At 31.4% G+C, this 17,171-nt stretch carries 13 protein-coding genes; 5 read left to right on the forward strand and 8 right to left on the reverse strand.

The genetic code is table 11. The features are described 5' to 3' along the window. Nucleotides 1-167: 167 nt before the first annotated feature. The 7 genes from BTO16_RS13205 to pheS form a co-directional block, all read right to left on the reverse strand. Nucleotides 168-563, reverse strand: coding sequence for a hypothetical protein (locus BTO16_RS13205; protein WP_105022139.1), 396 nt, complete (start codon nt 561-563; stop codon nt 168-170). Nucleotides 564-765: 202 nt separating this feature from the next. Beyond that, nucleotides 766-2,181: an efflux transporter outer membrane subunit gene (locus BTO16_RS13210; protein ID WP_105022912.1), complete on the reverse strand. Its 1,416-nt coding sequence runs from the start codon at nt 2,179-2,181 to the stop codon at nt 766-768. Nucleotides 2,182-2,185: 4 nt separating this feature from the next. Beyond that, nucleotides 2,186-5,329, reverse strand: coding sequence for an efflux RND transporter permease subunit (locus BTO16_RS13215; protein ID WP_105022140.1), 3,144 nt, complete (start codon nt 5,327-5,329; stop codon nt 2,186-2,188). Between the two features lie 13 nt (nt 5,330-5,342). After that, the gene (locus BTO16_RS13220; protein ID WP_105022141.1) at nt 5,343-6,476 is read right to left on the reverse strand and encodes an efflux RND transporter periplasmic adaptor subunit; all 1,134 of its coding nucleotides are present in this window, start codon (nt 6,474-6,476) and stop codon (nt 5,343-5,345) included. 13 nt (nt 6,477-6,489) lie between these two features. Then, entirely contained in the window at nt 6,490-6,993 is a 504-nt protein-coding gene (locus BTO16_RS13225; RefSeq protein ID WP_105022142.1) for a GbsR/MarR family transcriptional regulator, read from the reverse strand. A 230-nt stretch (nt 6,994-7,223) separates the two neighbouring features. After that, the gene (locus tag BTO16_RS13230) at nt 7,224-7,481 is read right to left on the reverse strand and encodes a hypothetical protein (protein WP_105022143.1); all 258 of its coding nucleotides are present in this window, start codon (nt 7,479-7,481) and stop codon (nt 7,224-7,226) included. Continuing rightward, nucleotides 7,481-8,500 (reverse strand): phenylalanine--tRNA ligase subunit alpha, encoded by a 1,020-nt coding sequence (pheS, locus tag BTO16_RS13235; protein ID WP_105022144.1) that lies wholly within the window; start codon nt 8,498-8,500, stop codon nt 7,481-7,483. The genes BTO16_RS13230 and pheS overlap by 1 nt, the downstream gene beginning before the upstream one ends. Before the next feature lie 134 nt (nt 8,501-8,634). Here pheS and BTO16_RS13240 point away from each other — a divergent pair, with 134 nt between their 5' ends. From BTO16_RS13240 to BTO16_RS13260, 5 genes are all read left to right on the forward strand, one after another. Next, nucleotides 8,635-11,667: a PEP/pyruvate-binding domain-containing protein gene (locus BTO16_RS13240; protein ID WP_105022145.1), complete on the forward strand. Its 3,033-nt coding sequence runs from the start codon at nt 8,635-8,637 to the stop codon at nt 11,665-11,667. 178 nt (nt 11,668-11,845) lie between these two features. After that, nucleotides 11,846-13,183: an NADP-specific glutamate dehydrogenase gene (gene gdhA, locus BTO16_RS13245; RefSeq protein ID WP_105022146.1), complete on the forward strand. Its 1,338-nt coding sequence runs from the start codon at nt 11,846-11,848 to the stop codon at nt 13,181-13,183. Nucleotides 13,184-13,378: 195 nt separating this feature from the next. Continuing rightward, complete coding sequence (gdhA, locus tag BTO16_RS13250; RefSeq protein WP_105022147.1) at nt 13,379-14,722, forward strand: NADP-specific glutamate dehydrogenase; 1,344 nt, start codon at nt 13,379-13,381, stop codon at nt 14,720-14,722. 118 nt (nt 14,723-14,840) lie between these two features. Further along, a complete protein-coding gene (locus tag BTO16_RS13255) occupies nt 14,841-15,461 on the forward strand; it encodes a LysE family transporter (protein WP_170064475.1) in 621 nt (206 codons plus the stop codon). A 6-nt stretch (nt 15,462-15,467) separates the two neighbouring features. Next, the gene (locus BTO16_RS13260) at nt 15,468-16,307 is read left to right on the forward strand and encodes an alpha/beta hydrolase family protein (protein ID WP_105022148.1); all 840 of its coding nucleotides are present in this window, start codon (nt 15,468-15,470) and stop codon (nt 16,305-16,307) included. A 104-nt stretch (nt 16,308-16,411) separates the two neighbouring features. On the opposite strand, the gene BTO16_RS13265 is transcribed toward BTO16_RS13260, so the two are convergent. Beyond that, complete coding sequence (locus BTO16_RS13265) at nt 16,412-17,158, reverse strand: uroporphyrinogen-III synthase (RefSeq protein WP_105022149.1); 747 nt, start codon at nt 17,156-17,158, stop codon at nt 16,412-16,414. Between the last annotated feature and the right edge of the window lie 13 nt (nt 17,159-17,171).

Here is a 17,171-nt window from a genome sequence, read left to right on the forward strand (position 1 = left end):
GGCGTGTGTTAAAATTGGGCAACTCTCAACTAAAGGCGTACATCAGTTTAATTAAATTAAGCGACTACTTAATACAATTTTGTGCTAACTTTTAAAAGGAGTTAGAATTTGTATAAGAATGCTAAAAGAGTTTGGTTGGAGTGCTGCGTTGCTGCATTTTTTAAGGACTAGCTCGCTAAAATTCCACGTTTTTTTAGCGCAGTAATTGTACGCAAAGCCCCTCCTTTAATCGTGTTTTCTTTAAAGAGATATGTTTTTTCGAACAAGGTATTTCCTTCAAAAAAAGTAACTTGAAAACGGTTGTTTAGTGCGAATAATTCGGGCTGAATGAGTTCTATTTTAGCAAAAGAGTTTGCTGGTAGTACATCAATTTTTTTACGGAACAAAGAGGTTATTTTTGTATCAGAAAAACCCTGAGTAACAATAACAATCATTTCTAAATCAACATTTTTATTATTGATGATATACACATTCCAGTCATCTGTTTTATAAATATCATTATATTCATAAACAACGGCAATTTCTACGTTGGTAACTTCGGGTATTTGAATGTCTTTTTTCATAAAAAATAATCAAGAAAACAATTTGTTTGCGTATTTGTACTTTGATAAACTAAAAACTACTTAGATTTTTTGCGAAGATACTCTTTTTTAATATCCACTCGAAACGAACGATTTTTAGAGAGTTTAAGTTGAGAAGCAAGCTGTTTTATAGAAAAAAGCTTGCTTCCAAATTTGATAAAGTTTAAGGTATTTTATCTAAGAATTACTTTAAACCTCCACCTAAAGCTTCATATAAATTTACAATTGATACTAATTGCTTTAGTTGGCTGTCAATTATAGTAAGCTCTGCGTTTAAAGCACTTTGGCTAGCGGTTAATAGCTCTAAATAGGTTGCATATCCGTTTTTAAGTAACTCATTAGAATGCTGTTCTGCTTGGCGCAATGCCTCAACTTCATTTTTTCTAAACTCGAATTTTTTAGTTTCGGACTTGTAAGTAAATAAAGCGTTAGATACTTCGCTACCGGCAACTAATAAGGCTTTTTTAAACCGAAGTACCGATTGTTCTTGTTGGGCTAAAGCAACTTCTTTTTGTGTTTTTAAGCTTCTTTTGTTAAATATAGGCTGCGTTAAGCCTCCTAAAACTGTTGCAAACAAAGAGTTTACATTTAACAATCTATCTAACTCTAAACTTTGAAAACCTCCAGAAGCTGTTAATTTTAAGGAAGGATAAAAGTTGCTGCGAGCTACGTTGGTTAATTCGAAAGACTGAATTAAATTATACTCAGCAGCCATTACATCTGGTCTGTTACTTAATAAAGTTGAAGGAACACCTAGTTTTAAATCGGTATCTATGGTTTGCTTTGTTAAGCTACCTCTTTCAAACTTTTGCGGGTTTTTTCCTAGTAAAATACTCAATGTATTTTCAGTTTTAAAAAGCGCGGTTTCAATATCTACTTCTAATGCTCTTGCATTATTGTATTGTGCAATATTTTGATCTACAGCAACCTGATTTGTTAAACCAGCATCCTTTAAAGCCTTGATGGTTTCCACACCATTTTTGCGAGATTCAATACTTTTTTTTGTGATTTCTAATTGCGCATCTAAAGCCAAAAGCTGATAATAAGTAATAGCGATACTAGCAATTAATTCTGTTTTTACCGCTTGATGTGCCGCAACATTTTGCAAGTAATTTGCTGCAAAAGCACGTTTATTACTTCTAATTTTTCCCCAAACATCTGCTTCCCAAGATAGATTTGCAGTAATATCATACTGATCTATACCTCCGCTAAATAAGGATCCAAATTGACTATTTCTAGAAAGTTCTTGATGTGTAGCATTTGCGCCGATACTAACGGATGGTAAAAAACTGGAATTAGCTTGTTTTGCATACGCTTGCGCAGCTACCATTTGTTGAATAGCAATACGAACATCCATATTATTTTGAAGTCCTTCTTCGATATACTTCTTTAAATACGAGTCTGTAAACAAGGTTTTCCAAGATATAGCTGCCATAGATATACTATCTGATGGCAAATTATCTGTTCTGTACAAGTTCTCTGTTGCTGTAATTTCTGGTCTTTTATATTCTTTAGCAACAAAACAACTTTGCAATGTAAAACCCATTACAACTAAAATGAGACCTTTTTGAAGGCTTTTATTTTTTATAATTGATATCATATATTTAATCTTCATTTTGTTGAGCGATAACTGCTGGTTTGCTAGAAACTTTTTCTTGCAACCATTGAAAGAATATAAATAAAATAGGAATTACAAATACTCCTAAAACAGTTCCTATTAACATTCCGCCTGCAGCACCTGTACCAATAGAATTGTTTCCTTCGGAACCCACACCTTTTGCTAACACCAATGGCATTAATCCTAAGATAAAAGCAAACGAGGTCATTAAAATAGGACGTAAACGTGCTTTTGCTCCGTTGATAGCTGCATCAACAATAGTTTCTCCGTTTTTTCGTCTTTGAACCGCAAACTCCACGATTAAGATGGCATTTTTAGCGAGCAGACCAATTAACATAATCAGGGCAATCTGAAAATAAATATTGTTTTCTAATCCGAAAAATTTGGTGCTTAAATAGGCACCAAATACACCAAACGGAATAGAGAATATTACTGCCAATGGCAATAAATAACTTTCATATTGCGCACTTAACAAGAAGTACACAAATAAGATGCTTAAGATAAAAATAAACGTAGTTTGGTCTCCTGCATTTACTTCCTCTCGTGTTAAACCAGAATATGCAACTGTATAATTACTTGGTAGTTTCGTTACCTCTTCTTCAATAACTCTAATAGCATCACCTGTACTATAATCTTCGTTTGTTGCCCCTGTGATAGCGGTAGAATTAAATAAATTAAAACGTGTTACCGATTGTGGGCCATATACTCGTTTTAAGTTTACAAACTGCGTAATGGGCGTCATTTCGCCAGAATCTGTTCTTACATACATGCTATTTAAATCATCTACATCTGCTCTGTCTCCTGGTAATGCTTGAATATATACTCTAAATTGTTTTCCGAATCGAGAAAAATCAGAAGCATAAACACCACCAATATACCCTTGTAAAGTTGAGAATATACTATTAATAGGAACTCCTTTTTCTTTTGCTAAAGGCACATTAATTTCCATTTCGTACTGCGGATAATTAGTATTGAAAGAGGATTGTGCGTACTTAATTTCTGGATGACTCATTAAAGCCATCGCAAATTCTTTATTAGCTTTGTCTAAATCGGTAAACTCTCCGCCAAATTTATCTAATAGATTTACTTCAAATCCGGCAGAATTTCCAAAACCACGAATACTTGGTGGTGAGAAGAAAATAATATTTGCTTCTGGCATTGTAGATACAACACCAAATAATTTACCTGTAATTGCTTCTACAGACAAAGATGGATCTTCTCGATCACTCCAATCCGCTAATTTTATTATTCCGAAACCATAATTACTACCAGCACCGCTAATTAAACTTCTCCCTTTAATAAAGTTTACTGCAACAATACCATCTATATCTTTTATTTTTTTATATAAATCTTTTGATACCGCATTTGTTCTATCTAAAGAAGCACCTGCGGGTAATTCTATATTTGCAAAAATAATACCTCTATCTTCATTAGGAACAAAACCTGTTGGTGTTGTTTTTGATGCCCAGAAAATGCCTACAATTGCTAAAACTAAGAGTAAAACAGGTATCCATTTCTTTCTATATAAGAACTGAAGAGATTTACCATATCTTTCTACGGTTGCGCTAAAGCCGCGATTAAAAAGCGTGTAAAAACGTTTTAAGGGACTTTTACCTTTTAACGCTTCATCTTCTTTATGTGTTTTTAATAATAGTGCACATAATGCAGGACTTAAGGTTAAAGCATTTACTGCAGAAATAAGTATTGCGATGATTAAGGTTACTCCAAATTGTTCGTAAAATACACCAGTTGGTCCGGTTACAAAAGTTACCGGAATAAATACCGCAGCCATTACTAATGTAATCGATATAATAGCGCCAGAAATTTCGTTCATAGCTACTAATGTTGCTTTTTTTGGATTCTTTTCGCCTTCATCCATCTTTGCATGCACCGCTTCTACAACCACAATAGCATCATCTACCACAATACCAATGGCGAGCACTAATGCAAATAGCGTTAATAGGTTTATAGAGTATCCAAAAATATTCAAGAAAAAGAATGTACCAATAATAGAAACAGGTACTGCAATTGCCGGAATTAAGGTAGAACGAAAATCTTGTAAGAATAGAAATACTACTAAAAACACGAGTAGAAAAGCTTCTAATAGAGTGGTGATTACTTTTTCTATGGAAGCATTTAAAAATAGACTTGTGTCATAAGGAACAAAAACATTTAATCCTTCTGGAAGGTCTTTTTTAACTGTTTCTAAAGTGGTTTTAATGTTTTCAATAATTTCTCTAGCATTAGAACCTTTGGTTTGAAAAATCCCCATAAATACTGCAGGATTTCCTAAACTCATTGCATTAGACGAGTAGGATTGTGCATCTAATTCTATGGTTGCAACATCGTTTAATCGAAGAAACTCTCCATTACCCAATGCTTTGATAACAATATCCCCATATTGTTTTACTTCTTTAAAACGGCCACTGTAGGTTAATGTATATGAAAAAGCTTCGCCATTATTTTGGCCTAAAGAGCCTGCTGCAGCTTCTAAATTTTGTTCTTTTAAAGCGGCTGCGATATCCGAAGGTATTAATTTATATGCGGCTAATTTTTCTGGTTTTAACCAAATACGCATTGCATAATCTTGTTGAGAAAATACACTAACATCACCAACACCGCTAATACGTTGCATGGCAGGAATAACGTTTATTTTTAAGTAATTCTGAATAAATGTAGCATCGTAATTTTCAGTATCAGAATACATTGAAATAAACATTAAAGCACTTGTTTCTTGCTTTTGTGTGGTAACTCCTGTTTGAATAACCTCTTGCGGTAATAAAGGATTTGCTCTTGCTACACGATTTTGAACGTTTACAGCAGCAATATCTGCATCCATTTCTTGCTTAAAATAAACGGTAATTTCTGCAGTTCCGTTATTAGATGCAGTAGAGGTAATGTAGGTCATACCTTCTACGCCATTTATTTGCTCTTCGATGGGTATAATTACACTTTCTAAAACTGTTTCTGCATTGGCTCCTGCATACGATGCTGTTACTTTAATTGTTGGTGGTGCAATATCGGGGTATTCTTCTATTGGTAAGCTTGTGATACTTATAATACCAAGTACAACTATAATAATAGAAATTACCGTTGAAAGTACAGGTCTTTCAATAAATGTTTTTAACATAATTTGTGGATTTCTAGTTTTTAAATAAAGTTGTTATAGGTTTCATTGCTTCTTCAAAAGAAGTTTCTTGTGGAGAGATTGTCATTCCGTCTTTTAATTTACCAACACCAGAAACAATAATTTTATCGTTTAAATCTAGTCCGGATGTTATAACATATAAATGATTTATTGCAGTTTTTACTTTTACAATTGTATTTAACACGGTATTATTTTTCCCTAATTTGTATAACATAATATTGCCTTGTTGCTCATACGTTGCTGCTTGCGGAATTACAATAGCATCTTTATAAATAATAGGAATTTGAATTGTACCACTATTACCGTTTGTTAGTAATTGAGTAGGATTATTAAAGACAGCTCTTAAGCTTACAGTTCCTGTATTTTTGTTTATTTGTCCTGTACTTGTTTGAATTTTTCCTTTTTCAGTAAACATAGTTCCGTTTGCAAGAATTAAATTTACTGCGGGGAAATTTGCTAGTTTTTCTGATACGTTTGTACCTTCAGAATTTTGTAAAAAGTCTAAATATTGCGTTTCAGTTAGACTAAAAAAGGCATACACTTGCGTAATATTACTTACAGAAGTTAATGATATAGCATCATTTGTGCTTACTAATGCACCTTCTCTAAAATTAATTGCACCAATATTACCATCAATAGGACTTTTAATTGTTGCGTACCCAATACTTGCAGAAACGCTGCTGTAATTTGCTTTTGCTTGTGCTAAATTTGCTTTGGCAGTTTCTAATTGAACAGCACTAATAATATTTTTTTCTACTAGCGGTATTAGTTTATTAACTTCAACCTGAGCAACGTTAACACGCGCTTTTGCAGCACCAGCATCTTGACTTAAAGATTGCGTTTCTAATTGAAATAATACTTGTCCTTTTTTTACTTTTTGGCCTTCATCAACAAATACTTTTTGAATATAACCAGAAGTTTTTGCTCTTACTTCACTGTTTATTATTCCCTCTAAATTTGTTGGGTATTCTTGATAGCCTGTTATCGTTTTAGCTTGTAGTTGAGTTACAGGAAAAGTTGCAGGTGGTGTTTCTTTAGCACCAGCATTATTTTCTTGTTTATTAGCACAACTTAAAATAACTAAAAAGCTACAAAGTGCCAGTAATGTTATTAATTTAGTATGATTCATTTTTTGTTTTAGTTTAAATATCGAATTGATTGTCTCTTAGTTTTATTCTTAATTCTTCAATAGAAGCAGAAGCACCGTCTATAAATTTTATGTAATCGTTATGAAAATTTAAATCGAATTTTTCTTCTTTATTTTCTATTTTCTGATGGTTTTGGTGGTCTTTATAATTTTTTATTTCTAAGTGCAATTCACGTACTTCTTTCCAATCATTAATCATTTTATCAACATGTTGAATGATGGTATCTTTATTGATGACGAAGTATTTTTTACGATCGCCAGTTTTGGTGAAATACTGAATTTTTTTTAAGTCTTGTAAATGATTTAGGTGCGTAGAGATGGTACTTTTACTTGCACAAAGAATAGTTACCATATCGTCAAAAGTGGTTCCTTTTTTACCGGTAAGAATTATATACGATAAAATACGGGCAGCAACAGGAGCTAACTGTTCTCTATTTTCTAAATGCACTCCTAGTTTTTCAACCAAAGCCATTTTTTCTTTGCAAATGTTTTCGTTCATTTTTTTACCTTTAAATACCTAATTTTTTAGATTGATATAAAATAGTCTGCAAAAGTACAATTGGTTCGTAATAAACCGAACTAAACGAATGTTAAAAAAATGTTAAAGAAAAAGCCGATAGAAGTATCGGCTTTAAAATATAAAAATAGTTGATAAGGTATTGATATGATGCCTTTAAGTGAAGTTTTTAAGTGTAAACCTAACCAAAGTTTGTTTTAATAATTAAATAATTACCAAAGCTTATAAAATTCTTCTTTAGAAATTTCATCACCATCACAGTCATCAATCGTTAATGCTCCTTCGCATAAACCACCAAATTCATCTTCTTGATTTTCTAAATCGTATTTAGTAACTTTTTCGTTTTTATAAACCGTAATTTGTTTTAAAACTTCGTCTGCATCATTCGTTTCAAAATACCAAGTTGAGAAACCCCAATCTGCATATTCATCATCTCTATTTTCGTCCCAAAATTGTGAAAAGTAATTCATTATATAACAGATTTAAATTGCTCTAAAAAGCGTTTATCATTTTCGTAAAACATTCTAATATCAGGAATTTGATATAACAACATTGCAATACGTTCTATGCCCATTCCAAATGCGTACCCAGAGTATTTTGTTGGATCAATATTAGCGTTTTTCAACACATTAGGATCTACCATTCCACAACCCATAATTTCTAACCAACCGGTACCTTTTGTAATTCTATAATCAGTTTCTGTTTCTAATCCCCAATAAATATCTACTTCTGCACTTGGCTCTGTAAAAGGGAAATAAGAAGGGCGTAATCTAATTTTCGACTTCCCAAACATCTCTTTTGTAAAGTATAAAAGTGTTTGTTTTAAATCAGCAAAAGATACATCCGTATCAATATACAAACCTTCTACTTGATGAAAAATACAATGTGCTCTTGCAGAAATATCTTCATTTCTAAAAACTCTTCCAGGAGAAATTGTTCGTATTGGCGGCTTATTTTCTTCCATATAACGCACTTGTACAGAAGAGGTATGTGTACGTAATAAAATATCAGGATTTTGCTCAATAAAGAACGTGTCTTGCATGTCTCTTGCAGGATGATATTCTGGCAAGTTTAACGCCGTAAAATTGTGCCAATCATCTTCAATCTCTGGCCCTTCAGAAACGGTAAAACCAATTCTATTAAAAACCTCAATAATTTGATTTCTAACCAATGAAATTGGATGTCTAGAACCTAACTCGATTGGTTCTGACGGTCGCGTTAAATCTCCATAAAAAGATTTTTCGCTGGTAGAACCCTCTAAAGTGGCTGTTAATTCAGCAACTTTATGTTCTGCAGAGGTTTTTAAACTGTTTAATGCTTGTCCAAAATCCTTACGCAACGCTGCATCCACATTTTTAAATTCTGCAAATAAATCTTTTAACAAACCTTTAGAACCTAAATATTTTATCCTAAAAGTTTCAACTTCGTCTTTTGTAGTTGCCTTAAAAGATTTTACATCACCAATAAGCTCTTTTACTTTATCTAACATTACATACTAAATTATGTGGCGAATTTACACCTTTTTATTTTTGTTGAATCTAATTTTTGAGTTGAATACTTAAATTATATTAAACTTATAAACTAGAAAATTAATATATTGTACCTCATAAAAACGGAATTAAAATGAAAGAAAATATCTTAACTAATTTAAAAACATACGCATTTAAAGAGGTTACTTTTGATAAATTAATGCAAAATAGAATTAATAAGGTATTAATAGTTTGTTCTAATTACGATTATTATATGCTTGAAGAAGATGGTAGAATCGAGGAACGAATTTTTAATGAATACACTTCTTTAAATTTAAGGCATCCACCAAATTTTATTCATGCAAATTCTGCAAAAAGAGCCATTATAATGATGGAGTCTCATCAAATAGACATTGTTATTACTTGGTTAGATATTGGTAATCATAATGCTTTTGAAACCTCAAAAAAAATTAAAGAAGCATTTCCTGATGTGCCAATTGCAGCTTTAAGTTATCATTCTTCGCTGTTAAGAAGTAAGCTACAAAAAGAAAATACAGATAGTATAGATTTTGTTTTTCATTGGAATGGAAATGCAGATATTTTTTTAGCAATTATAAAATTAACAGAAGATAGAATGAATGCCGAAGTTGATATTAATGTTGTTGGTGTTAAAGCCATCTTATTGGTAGAAGATTCGCTAAAATTTTATTCTAGATACATTCCTCTTATTTATAAAGTAATTCTTAAACAAACACAAGGATTAATGTCTGAAGGCTTAAATGAGCATAGAAAAATGATGTTAATGCGCGGAAGGCCAAAAATTTTGCTAGCAACAACTTATGAAGAGGGTATTGGTTTATTTGATAAGTATAAGGATAATTTATTAGGTGTAATATCCGATGTTAATTATTATAAGGACGGTGTTAGAAACAAAGAAGCTGGATTCTTGTTTTTAGATTATGTAAGAAATTATAAGCGTTATTTTCCTTTTTTAATTCAATCATCTAATGCAGGGAACGAAAAACGTGCCTTAGAACTTAAAGGGAAGTTTTTATACAAACACTCAGAAACTTTGGGTGTTGATATAAAAAATTATATTATGAAATACTTTGCTTTTGGAGATTTCGAGTTTTGGGATCCTACCCAAATGAAAGTGTTAGCAACAGCTAAAGATTTAGGTGAATTTCAAAGAGCGATAAAGAACGTTAGTGAAGATTGTTTGATGTATCACGCAACAAGAAGCGAGTTTTCTAAATGGTTAAAATCAAGAGCCCTTTTTTCTTTAGCAGATTTATTAAGCGTTATAGAATATGATGAATTTGAAAACAATGATCAAATAAGAGACTTTTTAATTAACGCTATTAAAGCCTATCGAGTTTACAGATCTAGAGGTGTAATTGTAAAATTTAATAAATATAAATACGATGAGTTTGTTGGCTATGCAAGAATTGGCGAAGGTGCTCTAGGCGGTAAAGCAAGAGGTTTGGCTTTTATAGATTCCTTTTTAAAACGAAATAGTTTATATAATAAATTTGAAAACGTAAGTATAACAATACCAAGAACTGTTGTAATAAGTACCGATGTTTTTGATCAGTTTATAGATACACACAAACTAATTAAATTTGCTGCAGAATGCACAGATGATGATAAAATATTACATGAATTTATTTCAAAAGATCTACCAGAATGGGCGCTAGAAGATATTAAAGCATTTTTAAAAACAACCAAATGCCCAATTGCTGTGCGTTCATCTAGTATGTTAGAAGATTCTAATTATCAGCCTTTTGCGGGCGTATTTGCAACGTATATGATTCCGGATTCTGATTTAAACAAAAAAGTTGAAATGGTTTCAAATGCTATTAAGTCTGTTATAGCTTCTGCTTTTTTTGAAAACAGTAAATCTTATTTAAAAGCGATAGCGCATACTATAGAAGAAGATAAAATGGCTGTAATTTTACAAGAAGTTACAGGTAAACAATACCAAGATGTATATTATCCAAACATTTCTGGAGTTGCACGTTCTATTAATTTTTACCCAATTGGCGATGAAAAGGCAAGCGAAGGAATTGCGAATATTGCTTTAGGTTTAGGAGAAATAATTGTTGGAGGTGGTCAAACATTGCGTTTTTCGCCTTATTATCCAAAAAAAGTGTTACAATTATCTTCGCCAGGCTCAACACAAAGAGATACGCAACAGCATTTTTATGGTTTAGATCTAGATCCAGATAGTTATAAAATATCAACATCCGAAGCAATCAACAAAAAGAAAGTAACTATTAGGCAAGCAGAAAAACATGGATCTTTAAAATTTGTAGCATCCACATACGATTTACAAAATAATACAATAAGACCTGGGGTAATGCATGATGGTATTCGTGTAATTACGTTTGATAATATTTTAAAATACAACACGTTTCCGTTGCCAGAAATTTTACAAGAACTCTTGCGCGTTGGGCAACGAGAAATGAGAAACCCAATAGAAATAGAGTTTGCCGTAAAACTAGATGTACCGTCTGGAAAACCAAAAGAATTTAGTTTTTTACAGATAAGACCCATTATAGAAAGCATGGAAACGGTTAGTAAATTACCCGAAGATTTAGATATTTCTGAGACCATAATTTATTCTGAATCTGCTTTAGGAAATGGTAAATATGAAAATATTTGCGATGTAGTTTATGTAAAACCAGAAACATTTAATTCTGCCAATACAAGAGATATTGCCAATGCTGTTGAAGAAATTAATAAAAAATTTGTGGCTTTAGATAAACCTTATATTTTGGTAGGTCCGGGGCGCTGGGGGTCAAGCGATCCTTGGTTAGGAATTCCGGTGCTTTGGTCTCAAATTTCGGCAGCAAAAATAATAGTAGAATCTGGTTTAAATAATTTTAGAATAGACCCAAGTCAAGGAACTCATTTTTTTCAAAATTTAACTTCATTTAAAGTGGGGTATTTAACGATAAATCCGTTTATAAATGATGGTTTTTTTGATGTAGATTATTTAAATAAACACGAAGCTATTTTTGAAGATTCTTATTTAAGACATATTTCTTTTAAAAATAAACTTACAGTTATTATTGATGGAGAAAAGAATAAAGCAGCTATTTTTAAAGAAGGTATTTCATTAAAAAATAGTACTTCGAATATAGAAGAATCATTTGAAGAATTACCTCCAGAAGGATTTATTTAAAATGTATATATAATAAAAAAAGCACTTTAAACAAATAAAAAAACAGTAAGATTCGTAAAAAACGGATAAATTATTGTTAAATATTAAAAAACACGATAGATATTTTATTTCAAAATCAATTTTAAAATGTATTTTTGATCTTAAAATTATTCAATAAAAAGTTATTAATTATATCATTATGAATGTAAAAGAAATTTTAACAAATTTGGAAACTAAACACCCTGGTGAAAAAGAATATTTACAGGCTGTTAAAGAAGTTTTAGAGTCTATTGAAACTATATATAATGAAAACCCACAATACGAAGCGGCTAAAATTATTGAACGCTTGGTAGAACCAGATCGAATTTTAACATTTAGAATTTCTTGGATAGATGATGCAGGGCAGGTTCAAGTAAATTTAGGTCATAGAGTACAATATAACAATGCTATAGGACCCTATAAAGGAGGAATTCGTTTACATCCAAGTGTAAATTTAAGCATATTAAAGTTTCTAGGTTTTGAGCAAATATTTAAAAACGCCTTAACAACATTACCAATGGGTGGTGGAAAAGGAGGTTCTGATTTTAATCCAAAAGGAAAATCAGACACCGAAATTATGCGTTTCTGCCAGGCATTTATGTTAGAATTATGGAGAATGATTGGCCCAAGTACAGATGTGCCAGCTGGTGATATTGGAACCGGAGGTAGAGAAATTGGGTTTATGTACGGTATGTATAAAAAATTACAGCATGAACATACTGGTGTTTTTACAGGAAAAGGATTAAATTGGGGAGGAAGCTTGATTAGACCAGAAGCAACTGGTTTTGGTGGTGTTTACTTTACAAAACAAATGTTAGAAACTAAAAACGATAGCTTTAAAGGTAAAACAATTGCACTTTCTGGTTTTGGAAATGTAACTTGGGGTGTAGCTTTAAAAATTACAGAATTAGGCGGAAAAGTAGTTACTATTTCTGGTCCTGATGGATATATTTATGATGAAAAAGGTTTAGATGATGATAAAATAAGTTATTTATTACATTTAAGAGCTTCTAATAACGACATCGTTTCGCCTTATGTAGATGAATTTCCAGAAGCAAAATTTTATCCTAATGAAAAACCTTGGAGTGTAAAATGTGATATTGCAATGCCTTGTGCAACGCAAAATGAGTTAAATGAAGAAGATGCAACAAAATTAGTTGAAAATGGTGTGCAATATATTGCAGAAGTTTCTAATATGGGTTGTACTGCAGATGCTGTTCATGTATTTCATAATGCTAAAATTTTATATGGACCAGGTAAAGCAGTAAATGCAGGTGGTGTTGGTGTTTCTGGTTTAGAAATGTCTCAAAACGCAATGAAACTAAACTGGACCAGAGAAGAAGTAGATGACAAACTGCATCAAATAATGCATTCTATTCATACTGCTTGTTTAAAATACGGTACAGAAGAAGATGGCTATATTAATTATGCTAAAGGAGCAAATATTGCCGGTTTTATAAAAGTAGCAGATGCTATGTTAGATTTAGGAGTTGTGTAAAATAGATATATTAAAAATTAAAACGCATCAATTTTTTTGATGCGTTTTTTTTTGCTTTTTACAGAAATATCAAGTAATATTATATAAATTTTTGTAAACTAAAAAGAATAATCATTTTTATTTTATGATATTCAAAAATTCTTATCTTTACAACGTTAAATTTTTATATAATTCGTAAAAAAAACACCAAAAATTATGGAATTGAAAATTAAAGAGTTTATGGAAATGGTTAAAAAAAGAAATAACCATGAACCAGAATTTTTACAAGCCGTTCAAGAAGTTGCAGAAACTGTAATTCCTTATATTACAAATCACGATATTTATAACGGTAAAAACATTTTACTTAGAATGGTAGAGCCAGAAAGATTAATTTCTTTTAGAGTTTCTTGGGTAGATGATAACGGAGATATACAGGTAAATAGAGGATATAGAATACAAATGAATTCTGCAATTGGTCCTTACAAAGGTGGTTTGCGTTTTCATCCAACAGTAAATGCTAGCATTTTAAAGTTTTTAGCTTTTGAGCAAGTGTTTAAAAACTCTTTAACAACTTTGCCAATGGGTGGAGGTAAAGGAGGCTCTGATTTTGATCCTAAAGGAAAATCAGACAATGAAATTATGCGTTTTTGTCACTCTTTTATGTCAGAATTATACAGACATATTGGCCATAATACAGATGTTCCAGCAGGAGATATTGGTGTAGGTTCTAGAGAAATAGGTTTTATGTTTGGAATGTATAAAAAACTTAACAATACGTTTACCGGCGTTTTAACTGGTAAAGGTGCGTCTTGGGGTGGTTCTTTAATTAGACCAGAAGCAACTGGTTATGGCACAGTTTACTTTGCACAAAACATGTTATTGCGCAAAGAAGACACCTTTGAAGGTAAAAAAGTAGTTATTTCTGGTTCTGGAAATGTAGCACAATATGCTGCGGAAAAAGCGATAGAAATAGGAGCAACTGTTTTAACATTATCAGATTCTCAAGGTTATATTTATGATGAAGACGGTATAGATTCAGAAAAACTAAAACACGTTATGTTTATTAAAAACGAAAAACGTGGCAGAATTAGTGAATATGTAGAAAAATACCCAAATGCAAAATTCTTTGAAGGAGAAAGACCTTGGTCTGTTAAATGCGATATTGCTTTGCCATGTGCAACGCAAAATGAGTTAAATGGAGATGAGGCAAAAGCATTAATAGCAAACGGGTGTATGTGTGTTTCAGAAGGAGCAAATATGCCTTCTACACCAGAGGCGATTCACGAGTTTCAAAAAGGAAAAATATTATTTGCCCCAGGAAAAGCTTCAAACGCAGGTGGTGTAGCAACTTCTGGTTTAGAAATGAGTCAGAATTCATTGCGTTTAAGTTGGTCTCGTAAAGAGGTGGATGATAAATTAAAAGATATTATGGAAGATATTCATGATTCTTGTGTGCAATATGGAGAAAATGAAGATGGTTCCATAGACTATATCAAAGGTGCAAATATTGCAGGTTTTGTTAAAGTTGCAGATGCCATGTTAGCACAAGGAGTCGTATAAAGATTCAGTAGTAAGTTTAAATCTAAGAAGCGCATCAATTTATTTGATGCGTTTTTTTATTTAGAACCATAAATATCGTAGTTTTTAAAAAATTATTTAACCTATTAACTTTAAAATAATGATTTTAGTGTCACATTTTTTTTTCGGATTTATTTTTTCTTTTTTAGGCTCAATAACGCCAAGTATGCTAAACATGACAGCATTAAAAATTAGTTTAGAAAACGGAAAAGAGCAACTTAATAAATATGCAATTGGTGTATCGCTTGTTGTAATTCCGCAAGTTTATATAGCTGTTTTTTTAACTAAGCATATTGTAGAAAATCCATCAATTTTAGAAATTTTGGAGAAGATAGGAATTGTAATTTTTATTTTTTTATCCTATTATTTTTATAGAGAATCTAAAAAAAGTAAAATTAAGATTGAAACAACTGCTGTTAAAAAAGAAAATGCCTTTTTAGCAGGAATTACGTTATCCGTTTTAAACATGTTTTCGATTCCTTTTTTCTGCGGATCAGTGGCCACTTTAGATGCTTTTAAGCTATTTAGTTTTAACTCTAGCGCTGTTTTATTTTTTGTTGTAGGTTCTTTAATCGGTACGTTTTATATTCTTTATTTGTACGGAAAATTTGCAAAAATAATTCAGAAAAAAACAGGTGAACTGACTAAAGACATCAATTTAATTCTATCTATTTTAACAGGTTTAGTCGCCGTTTTTACAATTATAAAATCACTTATTTAAAAGTATATGAAAATAATTAAAAACACAATTATTCAAGGAAAACACAATAAACCAATTTTAGTGGATATTTTTTATAAAGAAACAAATCTACCAAAACAAATAGTTGTTTTTTGCCATGGCTACAAAGGGTTTAAAGATTGGGGCGCGTGGAATATTATGGCGGAAACTTTTGCGGAAGCAGGGTTTTTCTTTATTAAATTTAATTTTTCACACAACGGAGGAACTGCTAATAACCCAATAGATTTTTCTGATTTAGAAGCTTTTGGTAATAATAATTACACTAAAGAATTGGATGATTTAGAAACTGTTATTGACTGGTTTTCTAACAATTTGGATATTAAAAAAGAACTTAATTTAGAAGCTATTTCTTTGATTGGTCATAGTAGAGGAGGAGGAATCGTGTTGTTAAAAACGAATGAAGACGCTCGTATAAAAAAAGTAATTACGTTAGCAGGAGTTTGTGATTTTGAGAAAAGAACTGCTACTATTGGCGATTTACAACAATGGAAAAAAGACGGTGTTAAACACGTTTTAAATGGAAGAACAAAACAGCAGATGCCACATTTTTATCAGTTTTATGAAGATTTCATCAAAAATAAAGAACGTTTTAACATCAAAAAAGCAACGGAGAATATAGAAATTCCGCATCTGATAATTCACGGAGATGCAGATACGTCTGTTTTGATTGAGGAAGCAGAAAATTTGCATAAATGGAATTTAAAAAGTGAATATCAAATTATTGAAAATGCAAATCATGTTTTTAATACTTCTCATCCGTGGAAAGAAAAAAAGGCGTCAAAAGAATTAGAAAGTACCATAAAACTTTGTGTAGATTTTTTGAAGTAAATACATTGTTTTAAACAAAAAAAATCGAACAGAAATGTTCGATTTTTTGGTATATTTCTATAAAATCACACGCTAATAAATAGAGTATAATAATTTAGACTAAATTACTTCTTATTTACTTCTTTAATATATTTATCTAAAGCCATCGTCATAGAAGGTGTATCTGGTGTTGGTGCTTCTATGTTACATGTTAAACCAGCTTCTGTAACTGCTTTTACTGTAGAATTACCAAATGCAGCTATTCTTGTTTCGTTTTGCTTAAAGTTTGGGAAATTATGAAATAAAGATTCGATTCCTGAAGGGCTAAAAAACACTAAAACATCATAAAAAACATCTTCTAAATCAGATAAATCACTAACAACAGTTTTATATAAATCTGCACGTTGCCAGTTTACTCCTAATTCATCTAATTCAGCAGGGATTAAAGGTTTTAATTTATCCGAAGAAGGTAATAAAAACTTTTCTGTCTTATGTTTTTTTATGAGTTTGGTTAAATCTGTAAACGTTCTTGTACCAACGTAAATTTTACGCTTTCTATACACAACGTATTTTTGCAAATAATAAGCCACGGCTTCAGATTGACAAAAATATTTCATAGAATCTGGCACTTTAAAGCGCATTTCTTCCGCAACTCTAAAAAAGTGGTCTACAGCATTTCTGCTTGTTAAAATAATTGCAGTAAAGTTCTTAAAATCAATCTTCTGTAGTCTTACATCTTTAACTGTAATCCCCTCAACATGAATAAAAGATCGAAAATCGATTTTTACTTTTTGTTTATCAGATAAATCAAAATAAGGAGAAGTTTCTGTCTTTGGTGCAGGTTGTGATACTAAAATCGTTTTCACTTTCATACGCGTTCGTTTT

It is taken from the genome of Polaribacter glomeratus, assembly GCF_002954665.1.
In the GTDB taxonomy this organism is placed as follows: Bacteria; Bacteroidota; Bacteroidia; order Flavobacteriales; family Flavobacteriaceae; genus Polaribacter; species Polaribacter glomeratus.